The sequence below is a fragment of the Spongiactinospora sp. 9N601 genome, from assembly GCF_044326295.1.
Lineage (GTDB): Bacteria > Actinomycetota > Actinomycetes > Streptosporangiales > Streptosporangiaceae > Spongiactinospora > Spongiactinospora gelatinilytica.
In genome coordinates this window covers 22,019-41,100 of the sequence record NZ_JBIRBB010000024.1, presented here as the reverse complement: position 1 = coordinate 41,100, position 19,082 = coordinate 22,019, and the positions used below count along the sequence as shown (strand labels likewise).

The 19,082-nt window shown below is 70.3% G+C and carries 18 protein-coding genes and 1 pseudogene; 12 read left to right on the top strand and 7 right to left on the bottom strand.

The features are described from left to right. Position 1 precedes the first annotated feature (1 nt). From ACH34R_RS39250 to ACH34R_RS39205, 10 genes are all read left to right on the top strand, one after another. Positions 2–463 carry an SRPBCC family protein gene (locus ACH34R_RS39250; RefSeq protein WP_397566672.1) on the top strand — a complete coding sequence of 154 codons (462 nt, stop codon included), beginning with the start codon at positions 2–4 and terminating at the stop codon, positions 461–463. Continuing rightward, positions 460–921 (top strand): anthrone oxygenase family protein, encoded by a 462-nt coding sequence (locus ACH34R_RS39245; protein WP_397566671.1) that lies wholly within the window; start codon positions 460–462, stop codon positions 919–921. The genes ACH34R_RS39250 and ACH34R_RS39245 overlap by 4 nt, the downstream gene beginning before the upstream one ends. Before the next feature lie 14 nt (positions 922–935). Continuing rightward, positions 936–1,661, top strand: a complete 726-nt coding sequence (locus tag ACH34R_RS39240; protein WP_397566670.1) for an SDR family NAD(P)-dependent oxidoreductase — start codon at positions 936–938, stop codon at positions 1,659–1,661. Positions 1,662–1,663: 2 nt separating this feature from the next. Then, positions 1,664–1,975, top strand: coding sequence for an antibiotic biosynthesis monooxygenase family protein (locus ACH34R_RS39235; RefSeq protein WP_397566669.1), 312 nt, complete (start codon positions 1,664–1,666; stop codon positions 1,973–1,975). Continuing rightward, positions 1,972–2,298, top strand: coding sequence for an antibiotic biosynthesis monooxygenase family protein (locus ACH34R_RS39230; protein ID WP_397566668.1), 327 nt, complete (start codon positions 1,972–1,974; stop codon positions 2,296–2,298). Before ACH34R_RS39235 ends, ACH34R_RS39230 begins: the two co-directional genes overlap by 4 nt. Beyond that, positions 2,295–3,005, top strand: a complete 711-nt coding sequence (locus tag ACH34R_RS39225; protein ID WP_397566667.1) for an SDR family NAD(P)-dependent oxidoreductase — start codon at positions 2,295–2,297, stop codon at positions 3,003–3,005. The genes ACH34R_RS39230 and ACH34R_RS39225 overlap by 4 nt, the downstream gene beginning before the upstream one ends. Further along, a complete protein-coding gene (locus ACH34R_RS39220; RefSeq protein ID WP_111170389.1) occupies positions 3,005–3,388 on the top strand; it encodes a SchA/CurD-like domain-containing protein in 384 nt (127 codons plus the stop codon). Before ACH34R_RS39225 ends, ACH34R_RS39220 begins: the two co-directional genes overlap by 1 nt. Then, on the top strand, positions 3,385–4,245 hold the full coding sequence (locus ACH34R_RS39215; RefSeq protein ID WP_397566666.1) for an NAD(P)-dependent oxidoreductase: 861 nt from the start codon (positions 3,385–3,387) through the stop codon (positions 4,243–4,245). The genes ACH34R_RS39220 and ACH34R_RS39215 overlap by 4 nt, the downstream gene beginning before the upstream one ends. 7 nt (positions 4,246–4,252) lie before the next feature. Beyond that, entirely contained in the window at positions 4,253–5,191 is a 939-nt protein-coding gene (rfbB, locus tag ACH34R_RS39210; RefSeq protein ID WP_397566665.1) for a dTDP-glucose 4,6-dehydratase, read from the top strand. A gap of 525 nt (positions 5,192–5,716) precedes the next feature. After that, positions 5,717–7,591 carry a BTAD domain-containing putative transcriptional regulator gene (locus ACH34R_RS39205; protein ID WP_397566784.1) on the top strand — a complete coding sequence of 625 codons (1,875 nt, stop codon included), beginning with the start codon at positions 5,717–5,719 and terminating at the stop codon, positions 7,589–7,591. 222 nt (positions 7,592–7,813) lie between these two features. Here ACH34R_RS39205 and erm read toward each other — a convergent pair whose 3' ends face one another. The 6 genes and pseudogenes from erm to ACH34R_RS39175 form a co-directional block, all read right to left on the bottom strand. Then, positions 7,814–8,560 (bottom strand): ErmE/ErmH/ErmO/ErmR family 23S rRNA (adenine(2058)-N(6))-methyltransferase, encoded by a 747-nt coding sequence (erm, locus tag ACH34R_RS39200; protein WP_397566664.1) that lies wholly within the window; start codon positions 8,558–8,560, stop codon positions 7,814–7,816. A 248-nt stretch (positions 8,561–8,808) separates the two neighbouring features. Further along, positions 8,809–9,063 (bottom strand): acyl-CoA carboxylase epsilon subunit, encoded by a 255-nt coding sequence (locus ACH34R_RS39195; RefSeq protein WP_397566663.1) that lies wholly within the window; start codon positions 9,061–9,063, stop codon positions 8,809–8,811. Beyond that, positions 9,060–10,604 (bottom strand): acyl-CoA carboxylase subunit beta, encoded by a 1,545-nt coding sequence (locus ACH34R_RS39190; protein WP_397566783.1) that lies wholly within the window; start codon positions 10,602–10,604, stop codon positions 9,060–9,062. The genes ACH34R_RS39195 and ACH34R_RS39190 overlap by 4 nt, the downstream gene beginning before the upstream one ends. 105 nt (positions 10,605–10,709) lie before the next feature. Beyond that, a pseudogene (locus ACH34R_RS39185) lies at positions 10,710–11,108 on the bottom strand (cobalamin B12-binding domain-containing protein); the annotation flags it as partial. Then, positions 11,105–12,337 carry a type III PLP-dependent enzyme gene (locus ACH34R_RS39180; protein WP_397566662.1) on the bottom strand — a complete coding sequence of 411 codons (1,233 nt, stop codon included), beginning with the start codon at positions 12,335–12,337 and terminating at the stop codon, positions 11,105–11,107. The pseudogene ACH34R_RS39185 and the gene ACH34R_RS39180, both read right to left, overlap by 4 nt. Beyond that, the gene (locus ACH34R_RS39175; RefSeq protein ID WP_397566661.1) at positions 12,334–13,839 is read right to left on the bottom strand and encodes an AMP-binding protein; all 1,506 of its coding nucleotides are present in this window, start codon (positions 13,837–13,839) and stop codon (positions 12,334–12,336) included. The genes ACH34R_RS39180 and ACH34R_RS39175 overlap by 4 nt, the downstream gene beginning before the upstream one ends. 187 nt (positions 13,840–14,026) lie before the next feature. Here ACH34R_RS39175 and ACH34R_RS39170 point away from each other — a divergent pair, with 187 nt between their 5' ends. After that, positions 14,027–14,299 (top strand): acyl carrier protein, encoded by a 273-nt coding sequence (locus tag ACH34R_RS39170; protein ID WP_397566660.1) that lies wholly within the window; start codon positions 14,027–14,029, stop codon positions 14,297–14,299. A 132-nt stretch (positions 14,300–14,431) separates the two neighbouring features. After that, complete coding sequence (locus ACH34R_RS39165; RefSeq protein ID WP_397566659.1) at positions 14,432–17,548, top strand: AAA family ATPase; 3,117 nt, start codon at positions 14,432–14,434, stop codon at positions 17,546–17,548. Here ACH34R_RS39165 and ACH34R_RS39160 read toward each other — a convergent pair. After that, positions 17,441–19,039 (bottom strand): FAD-dependent monooxygenase, encoded by a 1,599-nt coding sequence (locus ACH34R_RS39160; protein ID WP_397566658.1) that lies wholly within the window; start codon positions 19,037–19,039, stop codon positions 17,441–17,443. The two genes, ACH34R_RS39165 and ACH34R_RS39160, sit on opposite strands and share 108 nt — an antisense overlap. Positions 19,040–19,082: the final 43 nt, after the last annotated feature.

The window sequence follows — 19,082 nt, the reverse complement described above, 5'->3', positions numbered from 1 at the left end:
CATGGCCGCACACACCGACAACGAAATCGTCATCTCCGCGCCGATGGAGCTGGTGTGGACGATGACCAACGACGTCGAGTCCTGGCCCGAGCTGTTCAGCGAGTACGCCTCGGCCGAGATCCTGGAGCGGCACGGTGACACCGTGCGGTTCCGGCTGACCATGCACCCCGACGCCCAGGGCAATGCCTGGAGCTGGGTGTCGGAGCGCACCGCCGACCCGGAAAAGCGCGTCGTCCACGCCCACCGCGTGGAGACCGGCTGGTTCGAGTACATGAACATCACCTGGGACTACACCGAGGCCGACCACGGCGTCACCATGCGGTGGCGGCAGGACTTCCAGATGAAGCCGCAGTCCCCGCTGGACGACGAGGCCATGGCCAAGCGGATCAACGGCAACTCGGCCGTACAGCTCGACCTGATCAAGCGCCGCGTCGAGGCCGCCGCGGCGCGTCTGCCGCAATGATCTCGCTGCTGGTCCCGCTGGCCCTGGCCGGGGGCGGCCTCGCGGCGGGCGTCATGCTCTCGACCGTCATCGGGATCGAGCCGTACACGAAGGCCATGCCGTACGGAGGGTACGTGCACGCGATCCACTTCCTGTGGCCGCGCTACGACCCCTTCATGCCGATCGTGCACGTCCTGACCATGCTGGCGAACGCGGCGCTGGCCTTCATGGTCACGCCGGTCGCCGCCCGCGTGTGCTACGCCGCCGCCGCGGTCATCCTGGCGGTCGTCATGGGCATCTCGATCGTCAAGAACGTGCCGATCAACAAGTACGTGACGTCGCTGGATCCGGGCGACCAGCCGGCCGACTGGGCCGCGCGGGACCCCCGGCCCCAGTGGCGGACCTGGAACCTCATCCGCACCTCCCTCGCCGTGGCCGCGCTGGCGGCCGGCGGCGCGGGCGCGGCCACCCTTATGTGACATCGGAGACCCTCATGCGACTCAATGGCAAGACGGCGCTGGTCACCGGCGGCGTCAGAGGCATCGGACGGGCCATCGTGCTGGACCTGGCCAAGGCCGGGGCGAACATCGTCACCTGCACCCGGCAGGGCGGCGAGCCGGCGACGACCCTGGAGAAGGAGCTGCGCGAGATCGGCGGCGAGCACCACGTGGCCACCGCCGACGTGACCCGGCCGGAGGACATCGACGCACTGGTCGGGGAGTGCGAGCGCCGCTGGGGACGGATCGACATCGTGGTCAACAACGCGGGCGCGATCAGCCACGTCCCCTTCGCGGAGCTGACGGCGGACGAGTGGCACAAGGTGGTGAACACCGGCCTGACCGCGACCGCCATGGTCATCCAGCGGGCGCTGCCGCTGCTGGGCCGGGGCGCCTCCGTCATCAACATCGGCTCCAAGGTGGCCACCGTGGGCCTGCCGCTGCGGGTCCACTACACCGCGGCCAAGGCCGGGCTGATCGGCCTGACCAGGTCGCTGGCCAAGGAGCTGGGCGAGCGCGGCATCCGGGTCAACCTGGTCGCGCCCGGTCCCGTCGAGACCGAGGCGGGCGTACCGGACGACGTGCGCGAACGCTACCGGCGCATGATCGCGGTGGGCCGGATGGGCCGGCCCGAGGAGATCGCGACCGTGGTGACCTTCCTGGCCGGCGAGCAGGCGTCGTTCATCAACGGCGAGACCATCAACGTGGACGGCGGGATCTAGCCATGACCTTCCGAGTGATGTTGCGGTTGCAGATCAAGCCGGGCGTCGAGCGGGAGTTCGAGCGGACCTGGCTGCGCGTCGGCAACGCGATCACCGACAACCCGGCCAACCTGGGGCAGTGGCTGTCCAGGAGCGCCGAGGAGGACGGCGTGTACTACATCGTCAGCGACTGGGTGGACGAGCCGCGCTTCCGGGAGTTCGAGCGCAGCGAGCCGCACGTTCACCACCGGGCCGCACTGCACCCGTACCGGTCCGGCGGCTCCATGGTCACGATGAGCGTGGTCCACGCCATGGTCCCCACCGCGCGCGCATGACCGGCCCGAGGGTGCGCGTGCTCGTGTACGCCGCGGCCCCCGACGACTCGAAGGACGCGCTCACCGACGCCTACCACCACATCAGCCAGGAACTCTCCGGCACGCCCGGACTGCTCGGCAACGAACTGCTGAGCTCGCTCACCGAGCCGGGCGGGTTCCTGGTGATGAGCGAGTGGGACAGCCTGGACTCCTTCCGCGCCTGGGAGGAGGGCACCCGGCACCGGCAGACGACCGCGCCGCTGCGCTCGTTCCAGGACCGCTCGCGGGGTCCGAGCTTCGCCCTCTACACCGTCAACGCCGCCTATCCCGAGGAGCGATCATGACCTACCACGGCTCGCTCGCCGGCAAGCGGGTGCTGGTGACGGGCGGCTCGCGGGGCATCGGCGCGGCCACCGCCCGGGCGTTCACCGACGCCGGGGCCCGGGTGCTGGCCTGCCACCGCGGGGCGCCGGCCGCCACGCCGTACGAACTGGTGACCGCGGACGTCACCCGGGAACAGGACGTCGCCACGCTGATCGACCGGTGCGCCGAGCGCCTGGGCGGGCTCGACGTGGTGGTCAACAACGCCGGGGTGGACGGCGTCCGCCCGGTGGACAAACTGGACCTCGCGGCCTGGCAGGAGGTCATCGACGCCAACCTGACCTCGGCCTTCCTGGTCACCCGGCAGTCACTGGGCCTGCTGGGGGAAGGCGCCTCCGTGATCGACCTCGGTGCCTCGGTCGCGTTGCGCGGCAGGCCGGCCAGCGCCCACTACACCGCCGCCAAGGCCGCGCTCATCGGGCTCGTCCGGTCGCTCGCCCGCGAGCTGGGCCCGCGCGGCATCCGGGTGAACGCGGTCGCCCCCGGCGTGATCGACGCCGGGGGGCCGGACGGCGGGCCGCCCCCGCACCTGCGCGAGCGGCTGGCCGGGATGACCGCGCTGGGCCGGCTCGGCACCGCCGAAGAGGTCGCCGACGCCGTGCTCTTCCTGGCCTCGGACCAGTCCCGATACATCACCGGAACCGTACTCAACGTCGATGGAGGAATGTGATGACGTACGCCGCGATCACCTACCGGGTCAAGCCGGGACACGAAGACGAGATCGCCGAGATCTTCGGCAACTTCCAGCGGCTCGGCACCTCCGTGCTGCGCGACGACCAGGGCAACGAGGTGGGCAGGCTGCTCGGCACCGCCGTGTTCATCAAGGACGACATCATGATCCGCGTCATCCACTACGAGGGCGACCTGGCGGCGGTGTCCGCCACGATGGCCAAGCACGGCGGCGTGCACAAGCTGGAGAAGGAACTGGCCCCCTACCTTGAGCGGCGGCGCGACACCAGCACCACCGACAAGTTCGGCGAGTACTTCCGCAACGCCACCATGCGCTGCATATCCCAGCTCTCGGCCGACACAGAGCCGGTGGAGTCGCGATGAAACTCGCGATGGTAGGGCTGGGCGCCATGGGCGGCGGGATCGCCAGGCGCCTGCTCTCCTCCGGCTTCCCGCTCACCGTGCACAACAGGACGGCGGCCAAGGCCGACCCGTTGATCGAGGCGGGCGCCCGCTGGGCCGCGCAGCCGCAGGACGCGGCCCGCGACAGTGACGTCGTCATGCTGAGCCTCAGCGACGAGCGGGCCGTGGACGAGGTGCTGTTCGGGCGGATGCTGCCCGTGCTGAAGCCCGGCACGGTCGTGATCGACACCTCCACGACCTCCGCCGCCTACGCGGGGGCGGCCTCCGAACGGCTGGCCGCCCACGGCGTCCGGCGGGTGGAGCTGTGCCTGCTCGGCAACCCGGAGATGGCCGCCCAGGGCCGGCTGCGCCTGTTCGCCGCCGGCCACCAGCGGGACGTGGCCGAGGTCGAGAACGTGCTGGCGGCGATCGGTGAGGAGCTGCGCTACCTGGGCCCGCCCGGCACGGCCTGCACCATGAAGCTCGCCTTCAACCTGCTGCTCGGGGTGCAGACCGTGGGGCTGGCCGAGGCGGTCGCGCTCGGCGTGCGGTCCGGGCTGGACCGGACCATGCTGATCAACGCCATCACCTCCAGCGGCTTCTGCTCCCCGGCGCTGGCCTTCCGCGCCGCGTTCATGCGGCGCGAGTCGTACGAACCGGCCGCGTTCCGGGCCCGGCTCATGGTCAAGGACCTGCGGCTGGCCGCCTCGGACGCGCGGTCGGCCGGGCTGACCCTGCCCGTGTGCGCGTCCGCGGCGGGCCGCCTGGACGAGGCGGTCGCCGCGGGGCACGGCGACGAGGACGCCGCCGTGGTCGTCGAGACCTCGCTGGGGTCGTGACGGGCTCATGAGGATCCTCGTCACCGGCGGGGCCGGGTTCATCGGATCGCACTTCGTCCGTACCGTCGCCGCGGAACGGATCACGGTGCTCGACCGGCTCACCTATGCCGCCGATCCGGCGAACCTCAACGGTGTCTCCCTGGACTTCGTCAAAGGCGACATCTGCGACGCCGAGCTGTTACGTCGCGTCGTTCCCGGCCACGACCTGGTGGTCAACTTCGCGGCCGAGTCGCATGTGGACCGTTCGATCGACGGGGCCATGGAGTTCGTCCGGACCAACGTCCTCGGGGTCTCGGCGCTCATGCGGGCCTGCCTGGACGCCGGGACCCCCAAGGTGGTGCACGTCTCGACCGACGAGGTGTACGGGAGCATCGAGTCGGGCTCGTGGCGCGAGGACGCGCCGCTGCGACCGCGGTCGCCGTACGCGGCGGCCAAGGCGGGCGGCGACCTGATCGCCCTGGCCGACGCGATCACGCACGGCCTGCCCGTGGTGATCACCAGGTGCGGCAACAACTACGGTCCCCGGCAGTTCCCCGAGAAGATCATCCCGCTGTTCGTCACGAACCTGCTGACCGGCCGCAAGGTCCCCCTCTACGGGGACGGCCAGAACGTCAGGGAGTGGATCCACGTGGACGACCACTGCCGGGCCATCAGGCTGGCCGCCGAGCGCGGCCGGCCGGGCGAGGTCTACCACGTGGGGGGCGGCACCCGGATGACCAACCGGGAGCTGACCGGCAGGCTGCTGGCCGCCCTGGACGCGAGCTGGGACATGGTCGAGTACGTGCCCGACCGTAAGGGACACGACCGGCGTTATGCCCTCGACGGCGCCAAACTGGACGCCCTGGGGTACCGTCCCCGCGTCTCCTTCGACGACGGGCTGGCCGAGACGGTGCGCTGGTACGCCGACAATCCATCATGGTGGAAACCTAAAACGCCCTCGCCCTGATCTCTGGGATGCGACTCCGGGAGCACAGGAATGGATCGGCCGGTCGGGAACCCCAACCCGACCGGCCGATCGTGGTCACGCCCCGGACACGCTCCGGATCGGGCATTAGCTGTTGTGAAGACTCGCGAAGTTACTGATCCATGGGAGTTGACGAAATAAGTCATCTCCGCTTATGTTCCAGTTGTAACCATCTACGGCGACATCGCCCGCCGATCTCCGGCAGGCGCCGGCGGTCGCCACAAGATGAAGATTCACCGCCTGTGCCCAAATGGCATGCATCAGGCATCTACGCGAAGAGACGGGGCCGTGTCGCATGTGCCACCACGCCGCCGATTCAATGATCGGCCCGCGTCACCATGGCTACGCGTACAGGTCACCGTCCGCTGGGATTCGCGGGCGATTCGGGGAGGAAGGGAGGGGGACGAGAGCACGGGGATCGACGGCAGGACTGCGAGTTCGGGGGCACTGGGACAGACATCGAGGCTCGCGAGCCGCAGTACGTCTCTGTAGCTAACTGGGATTGTGATGGATTATCTGGTGCTGGGCCCACTGGCCGTACAGGGCCACCAGGGTGTCGACCTGACTCCTACACCACCTAAGGTCAGAGAAGTGCTGGCGCTGCTTCTCCTGCGTAACCAGACTCTTGTGTTGACGTCCGAGCTGATCGACGAACTATGGCCGGACAATCCACCGGTAAGCGCACTTTCAACTTTACAAACATATATTTACAAACTCCGCAACCTGTTATCATCCGGTAACGACGAGCGGTCGGCGATATTGCGAACCAGGCCGCACGGCTACATGCTGGCCGTGCCGCCCGAACACATAGACAGCCACCATTTCGAGCGGTTGATGGGCGAGGGACAGGCCGCCCTGGCGGCCGACGACCCCGGCACGGCGGCCGACCGGCTCGCCCAGGCGCTCTCCCTGTGGCGCGGCCCCGCGCTCGCCGACGTGACCGCGGGCAGCCTGCTGTCGGCGTACGCGACGGCGCTGGAGGAGAGCCGGCTGCGCGCCCTGGAGCTCCGGGTCGATGTGGACCTGCGCCTGGGGCGGCACCGCAAGGCCATCAGCGAGCTGAAGACCCTGGTGGGCGACTACCCGCTGCACGAGGAGTTCCACGTCCAGCTCATGCTGGCGCTGCAACGCTCGGGCCGCCGCCCCGAGGCGCTCGACGTCTACCAGCGGCTGCGCGGGCTTCTGGTCGAGGAACTGGGGGTGGAGCCGTCCAGCAAGGCACAGGCCACGCACCAGGCCCTGCTGTCGTCCGAGGACACCCTGGAGGTGCCGATTCCGGCCATCACCGTGACCACTGCGAGCCGCGGCGACCGGACCCCGGACGAGTGGCGGCCGGTGGCCCCGGCCCAGCTCCCGCCCGACATGGTGGGGTTCACCAGCAGGTCCGACGCCCTGGACAAGCTCCTGGGCGCGCTGGTCGAACCGCGCGCCGATTCGACCCCCGTGGTCGCCGTCGGCGGCATGCCGGGAGTCGGCAAGACGGTGCTGGCCGTACACGCGGCGCACACCCTGCGGCAGTCCTATCCCGACGGGCAGCTCTTCGCCCAGCTCGGCGGCAGTACTTCCAAGCCCGCCGATCCCGCCGACATCCTGGGCGACTTCCTCACCGCCGCGGGAGTGCCGGAGGACCGCATCCCGGTCAGCCTGGACGGACGCATCGGCGCGTTCCGTACCTGGACGGCCAAGCGCCAGGTCCTGGTCGTCCTGGACGACGCGGCGAGCGCCGCGCAGGTCCAGCCGCTGCTGCCGGGCTGCCCGCCCAGCGCCGCCATCGTCACGGGGCGCGCGGGACTGGGCGGACTCGCCAGCGCGGTGCACCTTCAGCTCGACCTGCCCTCGACCGCCGACGGCGTCGAACTCCTGCAGAGCATGATCGGCAGGACGCTCACCGGCGGCGAGACGCGGGCGGCGGAGTTGATAGTCCAGCTCTGCGGCAATCTCCCGCTGGCCATAAGGGCGGTGGGAGGGCGACTGTCGGCCACGAGCTGGCCGCTCAAGAAGCTCGCCGAACGCCTGATCGGCGCCACCCGGCGGCTCGACGAGGTCATCTTCGCCGACATGGACGTACGCGATCGGCTGCTGGCCAGCTACCGGCGGCTGAGCGAGGAGGAACGCCACCTGCTGCGGCTGCTCAGCCTGCTGCCGAGCCCGGTGTTCACCTCGCACGGCGTGGCCAAGCTGTTGCAGTCCGACTCGGAGATGGTGGACGGCCTGCTCCTGCACCTGGTGGAGAACCACTTCGTACGCGTGCTCGCGCAGAACGCCGACGAGATCGTCTACACCTTCCATGAGCTGGTCAGATTCTTCGCCCAGGAACAGGTGGAACGCGAGCTCAGCTATCCGGAGGACAGCGAGGAGGAGGAGACCATGGAACTGCTCTGACGGGGGCGCACGGTAGCGGGGTCACCCGGCCTTGGTGGCGGCGCGGGTTACGGGGAGCACTTCGGTGGCGAACAGGTGGTGGATCAACTCGGGCGTCACCTGGCCCAGGGCCAGGTTGAGCGTGTCGAACCGCTCCTCGGTGGCGAACTCGGCGGTGATCTCGGCCGGTAGCGCAGGTGGACGGCCGGGCCGGCGGCTCGCCGGGGCGAGCCGCCGGGGCGGTCAGTGATGCAGGCACCGCCACAAGGTGATCCACTGGTCGGGGTGGACGTGGCCGACGACGGTGTCGCGGGCGATGCCCGCCGCCTCAAGCGCCGCGTCCACACTGGGGTGGCCGCGCTTCAGCGACGCGCGTACCGAGCCGCCCGTCCCGCCGAAGCCCAGCTCGACGAGTTCCTGGTAGGAACGGCGGTCGCGCACCAGCGGCTCGGCCCTGCGCTGGATGCGCAGGATCGCCGAATCGACGGCCGGCACCGGGCGGAAGCTCTCCCTGCCGACCGTGTCGCCGAGCGTCCAGTCGAACCACGGCCACGATTCCACCGTGACCAGGCTCCACCGGCCGTAGTCGCCGGTGCGCTTGCGCGCGTACTCCAACTGCGTCAGCAGTGTCGCCGACGTCAGCTCCGGCGCGCGCAGGCACCAGTCGACGATCTTGGAGGTCACCGCGTAGGGAATGCTCCCCACGACCGCGAACGGTTCACGCGGTGGCCGGGCGGCCGTGAAGTCGCCCCTGACCACCTCGATCCGGGGATCGGTACGCGTGCGCGAGGCCAGCCGTCCGGCCAGCCTCGGGTCGATCTCGTGACCGACCACCCGCGCACCGGCGTCGGCCAGCGCGAAGGTCAGCACCCCCTCGCCCGGCCCCGGCTCCAAGACCAGGCCTTCGGGCGCGGCGGCCTTGACGATCAGCTCGACGGCATGCCGATCGACCAGGAAATTCTGCGAGAGCGTACGCCGCGCCCGATCCACGGACGTTCGGCCGCCACCGCGATTCCTGGTGTTCTTCTGGGTGTGTGAATAGTTTCCGTGCGCGTAGTTCTGCGCCACAGCACTGCCCTTTCGGGTCCTTGAGAACGAACAGGTCTCAAAGGGCCCTGGGCGCGCGCGGACGCCGTCAGGTCATCGCGTCCGCTGACGAGCCAGAGCCCGGCTGCGGCGGATCCGCGTGTAATACAGCATGTGTGCCATGCCCACCACGCTAGCCAGCGCGCCCGCGACTACGCAACGTGATAAACCGCTCCACTCGGGGGGAGCAGGGGCGGCCATGGGGGCGAGGGGGTGGTGACCCAGGTGGGTGGGCGTCCTCTGGTCAGTACGGTGGGCGGTCGTGGGGAGGGTGGCATGGGTGGGATCTGCCCTGTTCGTTCGGCTGGAGGAGCCGCGGCGCGGAGGGTGAGGGCGCAGATCAGGGCACAGATCTCCGCATCGGTGGGGTCCCCGGCGACGATCCGGATCTCCGGTGCCCCGCTCATGCCGGGGGGTTGCCGTGTTTGCGGTACGGGGCGGGGACGTGTTTGGCGCGGAGGAGGGACAGGGCGCGGGTGAGGGTGGCGCGGGTGGTGGCGGGGTCGATGACGTCGTCCACCAGGCCGCGTTCGGCCGCGTAGTACGGGTGCATGAAGGTGCGCTGGTACTCCTCCACGCGGATGGCCCGCTGCCGGTCCGGGTCGGGGGCGGCGGCGATGTCCTTGCGGAAGATGACGTTGGCCGCGCCCTCCGCGCCCATCACCGCGATCTCGTTGGTCGGCCAGGCGTACGACAGGTCCGCGCCGATCGAGCGGGAGTCCATCACGATGTACGCCCCGCCGTACGCCTTGCGGACGATCACCTGGATGCGCGGGACGCTGGCGGCGCAGTACGCGTACAGCAGCTTGGCCCCGTGCCGGATGATGCCACCGTGTTCCTGGTCGGTGCCGGGCAGGAAGCCGGGGACGTCGACCAGGCTGACGAGCGGGATGTTGAACGCATCGCACATCTGGATGAAACGGGCGCCCTTCTCCGACGCCTTGATGTCGAGCACGCCCGCCAGGTGCTGGGGCTGGTTGGCAACGATGCCGGTCACGTGGCCGTCGAACCGGGCCAGGCCGCAGATCAGGTTGGGCGCCCAGCCCTCGTGGAACTCGAAGAACTCCCCGTCATCGACGATCTCGGCGATGACCTCGGCCATGTCGTAGCTGCGCGCCGGGTCGGTGGGCACCAGGTCGAGCAGTACGTCGTTGCGCCGTTCCGGCGGGTCGGCGGCCGGTACGGAGGGCGGTAGTTCCTGGTTGCTGGCCGGCAGCAGGGACAGCAGGTAGCGGACGTCGTTCAGGCAGGCCCGCTCGTCTTCGTAGACGAACCCGGCGACCCCGGTGCGGGTGCCGTGCACCTCCGCGCCGCCCAGAGCGTCGTGGGTGATGTCCTCGCCGGTGACGGCGCGTACGACGTCCGGGCCGGTGACGAACATCTGGGAGGTGCCGTTCACCATGAAGACGAAGTCGGTGAGCGCGGGCGAGTAGGCCGCGCCGCCCGCGCACGGGCCGAGCATGACGCTGATCTGCGGGACGACGCCCGACATGCGTACGTTGCGCTGGAAGATCCCGCCGTACCCGGCCAGCGCGGTGACACCCTCCTGGATGCGCGCCCCCGCGCCGTCGTTGAGGCTGATCAGCGGCACCTTGGCGGTGGCGGCGAGATCCATCACCTTGTGGATCTTCTCGGCGTGGGCCGCGCCGAGCGCGCCGCCGAAGATGCGGAAGTCGTGGGCGTACACCAGCACCTCGCGCCCGTGGACGCGCCCCCATCCGGCCACGACCCCGTCGGTGTGCGGGCGGCGGCGTTCCATGCCGAAGCCGGTCGCCTGGTGCTTGCGCAGCGCCTCGACCTCCATGAACGTGCCGGGGTCGAGCAGGATGTCCAGGCGTTCCCTGACGGTCAGCTTGCCCTTGGCGTGCTGCCGCTCGGTGGCGGCGGGGTCGGGGCCGCGGAGGACGCTCTCGCGTACCAGCTCCAGCTCGGTGACCCGCTCGCGCATGTCCTCGGGCGGCAGTTCGTCCACCGTGGTGGGCACGGCGGGCCGGACGCGTTCGCCGGGCGCGACTCTCTTCATCCCATCTCCTGTCTTCAACAGCTTGTGGAAAGCCGCGGTGCCGTCCTCGAAGACCATGTCGAATCCGGCGGCCACGAGTTCTTCCACGTAGCTCGCGCCGTTGATGCCGAGCTTGCCGCCGATCACCACGGGCAGCTCCGCCAGCTCGGCGACGGTCCGGAGCTTCTTGATGAGGCGAATCCCGTCCTGGTAGCCGTGTCCGTTGACGCTGCTGGTGACCAGCAGGTCGGGTCGGTGGCGCACGCACTGCTCGATCAGTTCCTCGTCCGGTACGGCCGGCCCCAGGTTGGTGACCTCGAAACCGGCCTCCTCCAGCAGCAACTGGAGGAAGACCAGGTTCCAGGTGTGCGCGTCGGAGGCGAAGGTGGTGACGATCGCGGTGCGCCCGGTCCGGAGCGGCGGGCGTACGTCCGCCGGCTCGATGCTCACCCGCCCCCCTGATGAGCGCGGTGGTGGCCCAGCCTGGACGCCGACACCACCGCACCGCCGCGTACCGCCACCTCCATGGGCGCGGGCCGCCCCAGGAACATGAGCAGGCTGGAGGTGACGCCGTACGCGCCGGTGTTGGGAACGGCGATCAGGTCGCCGGGCTCGACCGGCGGCATCTCGACCTCCCGGCCGATCACGTCGCCGGGTGTGCACAGCGGCCCGACGATCGTGGCGGTCCCGGAAGCGGGCCCGGCCGGGTGGGACAGACCCACCGACGGCGGCAGCAGGCGGCCCAGCCCGGACATGCCGCCGAAGGCGTTGATGCCCGCGTCCACGATGACGAACGTCCTGCCCCTGCTCCGCTTGACGTTGACGACCTGGCAGATCAGCTCGCCGCAGTCGGCCACCAGGTGCCGGCCCGACTCCACGGCGATCTCCGGCGAGCCGTCCCGCCAGCGCGGCATGTGGACGTCCAGCGCGCGCTCCAGCTCGTCGCGCAGCTTCGGGTAGGCGGGCCGCTCCCCCGGGTGCGCGTACGGCGCGCCGAACCCGCCCCCGATGTCCAGCAGGTCGATCGGCAGGCCGGTCTCCTCGCGCAGCCGCGCCGCGCCCGCGATGGTGTGCCGGAACTCGGCGATCAGGCTCTCCTCGTCGCGGGCGTTGCTCAGCGGGAAGAAGTGGGCCCCCGCGAGGCGGACGCCGGGGACGTCGCGCAGTTCGGGCATCGTCGCGGCCAGGCTCTCGGCGTCGAAGCCGAACTGCGACGGGGTGCCGGTCATCCGGATGCTGGTGGTGGCCGCGGCGGAGGCGCTGTTGACGCGCAGCAGGCAGTTCGCCGTGACGCCGTACTCCTTCGCCACCGCGCCGATCCGCCGCAGGTCGGTGACGGACTCCACGGAGAACGTGCGCACGCCCAGGCCGATGGCCTCCTGCAGTTCGGCCGTGGTCTTCCCGGGGCCGGTGTAGAGGCAGTCGGCGCCGGAGAACCCGGCGTCGAGCACCGCGGCCAGCTCGCCGGTGGAGCTGATCTCGGTACGGCACGGCGGGCCGTCGCCCTCGCGCATGGCGCGCAGCACGTCGGGATGCGGGTTGGCCTTGACGGCGTAGTAGATCGTGACCTGGCCGGGCAGGGCGGCGCGCAGGTCGCGCCGGGCCGCGGCGATCCGGTCGAGGTCGTAGACGTACAGCGGGGTGCCGTACCGTTCGGCCAGCTCGGCGCGCTCGATCATCGGGCACCGCCGTCGATCAGCGCGGCCAGTTCGGTCCTGGCGTTCTTGCCGTGCAGCGACAGCGGCAGTTGGTCGAAGGTGTGGCAGGTGGCGGGCACCTTGGCCGGCTCCAGCCGGCGGGCCAGTTCGCGCAGTACGGCGTGCGGGGCGAGGTCGGTCTCCACGCACAGCGCGAGGTCGCGGTCGGCGGTCGGCGGCAGCGCGGCGGCGGCGCGCACGCCGGGCAGGTCCATGGCGGCTGCCTCGATCTCCACCGTGCTCATCCTGATCCCCTTGCGTTTGAACATGTCGTCGCGGCGGCCCTCGAAGTAGAGGTATCCGTCGTCGTCCAGCCAGCCGTAGTCGCCGGTGTGCAGGCGGGGTTCGCCGGTGACCGGGTCGGCGCGGAAGGACCGCGCGGTCATCTCCGGGTTGCGCCAGTAGCCGGGCATCACGTGCGGCCCGGTGGCGACGATCTCGCCGACCTCGCCGGTGGGCACCGGCGCGCCCGCGTCGTCGAGGATGAGCACCTGGGTGCCGGGCAGCGGGCGGCCGACCGCGCGGGGGCGTTCCCGGTCCTCTTCGGGAGGCATGATGGAGATGCGTTTGCACTCGGTCTGCCCGAACTGCCGGACCACCCGCACGCCGGGGAAGGCGGCGCGCAGCGCGTCGATCGTGGACGGGGGCAGCGCGGCCCCGGTGTTGGTGAACAACCGGACCGGTGGCGGCGGTTCCTCCTCCCGCCCGAGCAGCGTGATGATCATGGCGGCCAGCGACGGCACGATCGGTATGACGGTCGCCCCGCACTCGCGCATCAGCTTGAGCAGCAGCAGGTCCGACTCGCCGTCGGCCAGTACGATCTGCGAGCGGGACGCGCAGGTCATCAGCACCTTGTAAAGGCCGTAGTCCCACGACAGCGGGAACCGGCAGAACACCACGTCGTCGGCGCGGTAGCCCAGCTCGCTCGTGATCGCCTCGGTGGCGAACAGCACCTGCGCGTGCGGGCACACCACCGCCTTCGGCGCGGCCGTGCTGCCCGAGGTGTAGATGAGCACGGCGATGGCGCCGGGGTCCAGGTCCGGCGGCGACCCGGCCCGGACGGCCTGGCCGGCCAGCGCCTCCACCTCGGCCCAGACCTGCCCGATCGGATGGACGGGCACGTCGCCGAGCCGGGACAGTTCCTCGGTCCTGGTGTCGGCGGCGATGATCAGGCGGGGTTCGGCGTTCTCGATGACCGGGCCGAGGTGGAACGCCTTCATCGCCGGGTTGATCGGCACATGGACGCCTCCCGCGCGGGAGGTCCCGTACAACAGGGCGACGGCCTCGCGTTCGCTCGGCAACTGGACGACAACGCGGTCGCCCGGCCGTACGCCGTGGGCCTGGAGCCAGACGGCCGCGGCGTGGCTCAGCTCCCGCAACCGCGCGTAGCTCCACGCCCCGGACGCGTCGCGGACGGCGGTGCTCGCCGGCGCGGTCGCCGCGGCCTCGTCGAGCAGCGAGTGGATGAAGCGTGCCTCGGTCATCGGGTTTACTCGCATTCTGCAAATAGAGAATCCCTCAGGAAAAGGCTAGGCGCATCTCTTCCGCGATGAAGCCCCTAGTGACCCCATACCCCGGGCCCCAGTTTTTCTGGGGTGCGGTCTGGGGTTATTTCCGGGGCGCTGCGAGATTATTTTGGGAGGAATACCGGCCGACCTGAGGATCACGAGCATGCTGTCTGCATGGGATGCGCGGTTTGAAGGAATCCTGCGCCCTTACCTGCCCTTTCTCGCGCCCGACGAGGCGCTTTCGGCCGACGCCGAGCTGCGCGACCTCGGTCTTGACTCGCTCGGCATCGTCGAACTGCTGACATCGCTTGAACACGTGTACGAAGCGCGGTTCCGCGACGAGCTGCTCACCGTGCACACGTTTGCGACTCCGGCTCGCCTTTGGCAGGCGCTGTCGGCCGCGCGCGGCCAAGAGCTGGATCACGCCGTGGAGTGACCCCTACCATGAAGGCCCGTCCGCCGGAACCCGCCGGGGACGGGCCTTCGGCGTGCGGGCACGAGCCGATCAAAACAACGCGTGACGGTATATTGACAGTTAGTGATAGGGGACCCCTGATCGAGGGGACCCGTGCAGGGGCCCTTGCGGCCCTTTCTGCCGTCAAATAGCCTGCACCAGAAGGGGGGTTTCTCCGAACGGGGCCTTAACAGACACGCAGGCCAATGCTTCGCGACCTTAACATTTCACCAATCTGTCAAACGGGGAAACATCGACCTTGGCCAAGTGTTGTGCTGTAACAGACAACTAGGGGTATCAGTGCTGCCCAGGGACCGGCAACACGTCTTAACCGCACTAGCAGAGCTACTCGGGGAGTGCATCAATGGGGGACAGGGCCGCATCGCCGTGATCACGGGACCGGCGGCCTGTGGAAAGACTGCGCTGACGGACGCTCTGATGGAGCACGCCGCGGCGCTCGATGTCACTTGCCTGAGCGCGGTCTGCTCATTGTCAGAGAAGTCCTTGCCGCTCAGCGTGGCAGGACAGATTTACCACAACCTGACTCTGGTCAACACCGATTCGGCCGAGTCGGCCCGGATTCAGGACGAGATGGCGGCGGCGACCCAGATGGCCGCCGCCGCGCAGATGCTGGACCAGCCGCCGTCGGCCAACGGGTGGCTGCGCATCGCGCACGGCTTCTGGCTGCCGCTGCTCCGCGTCGCCCAGCGGCGACCGCTGCTGATCATCGTCGACAACCTCGACCACGCCGACCCGCCGTCCATCCAGCTCCTGTTCTACCTGGTACGACGGCTGCGGACGGCCGGGATCATGGTGGTCTTCACCGCGACCGAGCAGCCGGGCGTCAATTCGCTGCTCGACATCGACCTGCCGTGGCACTCCTACGCACGGCGGTTCACACTGGGCCCGCTCTCCCGGGAGACGGTCGCCGACATGGTGGGGCAGGCCCTTGGGGAACGGGCCGGCCAACGCCTGGGCGCAGGCTGCCACGAACTGAGCGGGGGCAGCTTCATCCTGGTCAACGCCCTGATCGCGGACTCCAGGGCGGCGCTCGCGACCGGTGTGGAGCCGGCCGAGCCGGTGGTCGGCGACCACTTCTCCCGCGCTGTGGTGGCTCTGCTGCACCGCAACGGCCCGGCCGTACGCCAGGTCGCGCGGGCCATCGCGATCCTTGCCGACAACGCGTGCACCGAGCGGGTCGCCACGCTGCTCGACATGGACGCCAACCTGGTCGACCGGGCCGTGGACACGCTGGTGACGACCGGCCTGCTGGACACCGCGCCGGGCGCCACGCGCTTCCGGCACGCCGCGGCCAGGACCGCCGTGTTCCAGGAGCTGTACTCGCAGGAGCGCAACGACCTGCACGTCCGCGCCGCACACCTGCTCTACGGGGAGGGCATGGCCGCCACGGCCATCGCCGCGCACCTCGTCGAGGCGGCGTACGCCAAGCCAGGGTGGGCGGCGGACACGCTACGCGAGGCGGGCGAGCAGGCCATGCTGAGCGACCAGCTCGAACTGGCCGTGCAGTGCCTGCGCCTGGCCGCGCAGACCTCCGACGACACGCTCGTCACCGAGCAACTGGCCAGGGCCGAGTGGCTGCTCAACCCCTCCACCGCCGCCCGGCTGGTCAGCTCGCTCGCCACCGCGGCGCAGGAGGACAACCTGGAGCCGCGCAACATGCACAAGCTGGTCAGGTACCTGCTGTGGCACGGCAACATGGACGAGGCCGTGGACGCCCTCAAGCGGCTGACCGCCTCCGCCGAAGAACTCGACGAGGAGGACGCGGCCGAGCTGGAGATCACCCAGCAGTGGCTGCGGTCGTCGTACCCGGCGATGCTCACGCACGTACGGCTGGCCTCCGTACCGGTGGCCGGTACCACACCGGCCGCGGCCAGCCTGCACATGCAGGCGGCCACCGCCCTGACCACGGTGCTCAAGGAGGGCCCGAAGGAGGAGGTCCTGCGCCGCGCCGAGGAGGTCCTGCGCTCCTCGCACCTGGACAGCACCGAAGTGGACGCGGTGGAGTCCGCCCTGTTCACGCTCATCTACGCCGAGCGCACCGACCTGGCCACGCCATGGGCCGACCACCTGTACGGGATGGCCACCCGGCGCCGCTCCCCCACCTGGCGGGCGCTGATCACCGCCTTCCAGGCCGAGATCGCGCTGCGCCAGGGCGACCTGCTCAAGGCGGAGGAGTACGCCGACAAGGCGCTGCGCATCCTGCCGCCGCGCGCCTGGGGGGTGTGGATCGGCATCCTGGTCACCCCGCTGCTGCACGCCACGACCGAGATGGACAAGCACGAGGTGACCATGCGGCACCTGCGCCAGCGGGTGCCCGACGCCATCTTCCAGACCCGGTACGGCCTGCACTACCTGAACGCCCGCGCCCGCTACTACCTGGCCACCAACCACGTCCACGTCGCCCTGCGGGACTTCCTGCTGTGCGGGCGGCTGATGCGGGAATGGGGGCTGGACACCCCGGCGCTGGTGCCGTGGCGGTCGGGCGCGGCGGAGGCGTACCTCAAGCTCGGCGAGCCGGAACGGGCGCGCAAGCTGATCCAGGAGCAGGTCGGGCTGCCCGGCGGGGAGTCGCCGCGGGTACGCGGCAACACGCTGCGCGTGATGGCGGCGACCAGCGAGCCGGCCGATCGGCCCGAACTGCTGTCGGAGGCCGTCAAGCTGCTCCAGGAGTCCGGCGACCGGCTGGAACTCGCCTACGCCCTGACCGACCTGACGCACGCCTTCGACCGGCTCGGCGACTCGGCCAGGGCCCGGCTCACCGGGAACATGGCCGACAGCGTCGCCGGCGGATGCCACGCCGTACGGCTGCGCCGGTCGATCCCGTTCGGCCCCGACCCGGGCGCCCTGGTCGCGGACGAGATCGGCAGGAGCGCCCGCGCGCTCAGCGACGCCGAACAGCGGGTCGCCTCCCTGGCGGCGGCCGGCCACACCAACCGGGAGATCGCCGGAAAGCTGTTCATCACGGTCAGCACGGTCGAGCAGCACCTGACACGGATCTATCGCAAGCTCGGTGTCAACGGGCGCAGCGACCTTCCCATGCTGTTCCAGCCGGGAGGGCCGCCTCCGGTGGGCATCCAGACGCGGCCACTCCCGGCGCGGGGGTCAGCGGTCGAGAACAGCGCGCAGGGCGCCGGTCAGTTCGCCGGTCCCGCTCGCGTCGCGCGAGCGCCAGGCAATGTAGAAGTCCGGCCGGACCAGCGTCGCGCCTGACTCGGTGACGCCGTAGGTCTTCGCCCACGTGTTCGCCGGATCGGTCAGGCCACCGTCGCCGCCGATCCGGTGCACGGGCAGCTCGATGCCCAGCTCGGCCGCGGCCTGGGCGGCGACGCCGGCCCACGGCTCCCCCTCCGCGCCGGTGAGCAGCACGAACGACGTGCCCAGCAGCTCGATGGAGGAGATGTCGGCGCCGTCCTTGACGAGCGGCACGTGCGGGGCGCGCGAACCGGGGCGGCCGGTGGGCTGCTCCGGGTTCTCCATGGGCGCGCCGTCGTCATCGGGCTCGCGGACGATGGCGTCGCTGACGTGGCGATAGCCGAAGTAGAGCTGGGAGACCGGGTCGGGGTCGGTCTGCATGGCGTCTTCGCCCAGCTCCTGGCCCTCGGCACGGAGGAACGCGGCCAGGCCGTGCGCCGCGATGGTCTCGGCGTAGGGGTAGCGCTCGGGCTCGTAGCTGTCCAGCAGCTTGGGCCCGGCCTGGCCCTTGACCACCATGGCGAGCTTCCACCCCAGGTAGAAGCCGTCCATGACGGCGGTGTTGCCGCCGAAGCCGCCGTTCGGGGGCACGATGCGGACGGCGTCACCGACCAGGAACACCCGGCCGTCCCTGATCCGGTCGGCGATCCAGTGCCTGATCTCGACCGGCTCCTCCCCCCTGCGGGTCAGCTTCACCGGCAGGTCGGGCACGCCGACGGCGGTCCTGATCAGCTCCAGCCAGCGCTCCTCGGTGAGGTCCTCGGGCTGGGTCTGGTCATCCAGCCGCACGCCGAACAGGTACCTGTTGAGCTGCTCCGGGTTGCCCAGGTCGCCGTACCCGCCGGGCAACTCCGGATTTTGCAGGTGCATCAGCACATGCCCGGAGGCCGGCAGCTCGGCCGGTACGTCGGCCTCGAAGTGGACGTCCATCAGCCGGTGCAGCAGGCCACGGCCGTGGCCGCCGATGCCGAGCTTCCCGCGGATGCCGCCGCGGTGACCGTCCGCCGCGACCAGGTAGTCGGCGCGGACCGTGCTCCGCTCGCCGCTGGGGATGTCGCGGAGCACCACGGTGACGCCTTCGTCGTCCTGCTCGAAGGAGACCACCTCGGTGCTGAACCGGATCGTCGCGCCCAGCTCACGGGCCCGGTCGGCGAGGATCGGCTCGGAACGGTCCTGGCCGGCGCCGCCCCACGCCGCGGTGGTGAGCGCGCTCAGGTCCGGCCACAGGGCCTCGTCGATCGTGTGGAAGATCGGGCCCGCCATCGACACGCCGATCATGATGCGGACGTTCTGGAGCACCGAGGCCTCCAGGTAGCGCTGTTCCAGCCCGGCGAGCCGGAGCGCCTCCATGACATGCGGGTACTGGCCGTACGCCTTGGGATGCTGGGAAGTGGTCGGGTGGCGTTCCACGACCAAAGCCGGCACGCCGTGCAGCCCCAGGAACGTCGCCGTCGACAGGCCGGACAGACCGGCTCCGACGATGAGCACGGGAACGCGTTGATCTGACATAAACGGTCTCCCTACAACATTTCATGCGCCTGGCTTACCTTTG

Coding starts and splice junctions, on each gene's coding strand:
- ACH34R_RS39250 (WP_397566672.1), top strand. CDS start 2: ATGGCCGCACACACCGACAACGAAATCGTCATCTCCGCGCCGATGGAG.
- ACH34R_RS39245 (WP_397566671.1), top strand. CDS start 460: ATGATCTCGCTGCTGGTCCCGCTGGCCCTGGCCGGGGGCGGCCTCGCG.
- ACH34R_RS39240 (WP_397566670.1), top strand. CDS start 936: ATGCGACTCAATGGCAAGACGGCGCTGGTCACCGGCGGCGTCAGAGGC.
- ACH34R_RS39235 (WP_397566669.1), top strand. CDS start 1,664: ATGACCTTCCGAGTGATGTTGCGGTTGCAGATCAAGCCGGGCGTCGAG.
- ACH34R_RS39230 (WP_397566668.1), top strand. CDS start 1,972: ATGACCGGCCCGAGGGTGCGCGTGCTCGTGTACGCCGCGGCCCCCGAC.
- ACH34R_RS39225 (WP_397566667.1), top strand. CDS start 2,295: ATGACCTACCACGGCTCGCTCGCCGGCAAGCGGGTGCTGGTGACGGGC.
- ACH34R_RS39220 (WP_111170389.1), top strand. CDS start 3,005: ATGACGTACGCCGCGATCACCTACCGGGTCAAGCCGGGACACGAAGAC.
- ACH34R_RS39215 (WP_397566666.1), top strand. CDS start 3,385: ATGAAACTCGCGATGGTAGGGCTGGGCGCCATGGGCGGCGGGATCGCC.
- rfbB (WP_397566665.1), top strand. CDS start 4,253: ATGAGGATCCTCGTCACCGGCGGGGCCGGGTTCATCGGATCGCACTTC.
- ACH34R_RS39205 (WP_397566784.1), top strand. CDS start 5,717: ATGGATTATCTGGTGCTGGGCCCACTGGCCGTACAGGGCCACCAGGGT.
- ACH34R_RS39195 (WP_397566663.1), bottom strand. CDS start 9,063: ATGAGCGGGGCACCGGAGATCCGGATCGTCGCCGGGGACCCCACCGAT.
- ACH34R_RS39190 (WP_397566783.1), bottom strand. CDS start 10,604: ATGCGCGAGCGGGTCACCGAGCTGGAGCTGGTACGCGAGAGCGTCCTC.
- ACH34R_RS39180 (WP_397566662.1), bottom strand. CDS start 12,337: ATGATCGAGCGCGCCGAGCTGGCCGAACGGTACGGCACCCCGCTGTAC.
- ACH34R_RS39175 (WP_397566661.1), bottom strand. CDS start 13,839: ATGACCGAGGCACGCTTCATCCACTCGCTGCTCGACGAGGCCGCGGCG.
- ACH34R_RS39170 (WP_397566660.1), top strand. CDS start 14,027: ATGCTGTCTGCATGGGATGCGCGGTTTGAAGGAATCCTGCGCCCTTAC.
- ACH34R_RS39160 (WP_397566658.1), bottom strand. CDS start 19,039: ATGTCAGATCAACGCGTTCCCGTGCTCATCGTCGGAGCCGGTCTGTCC.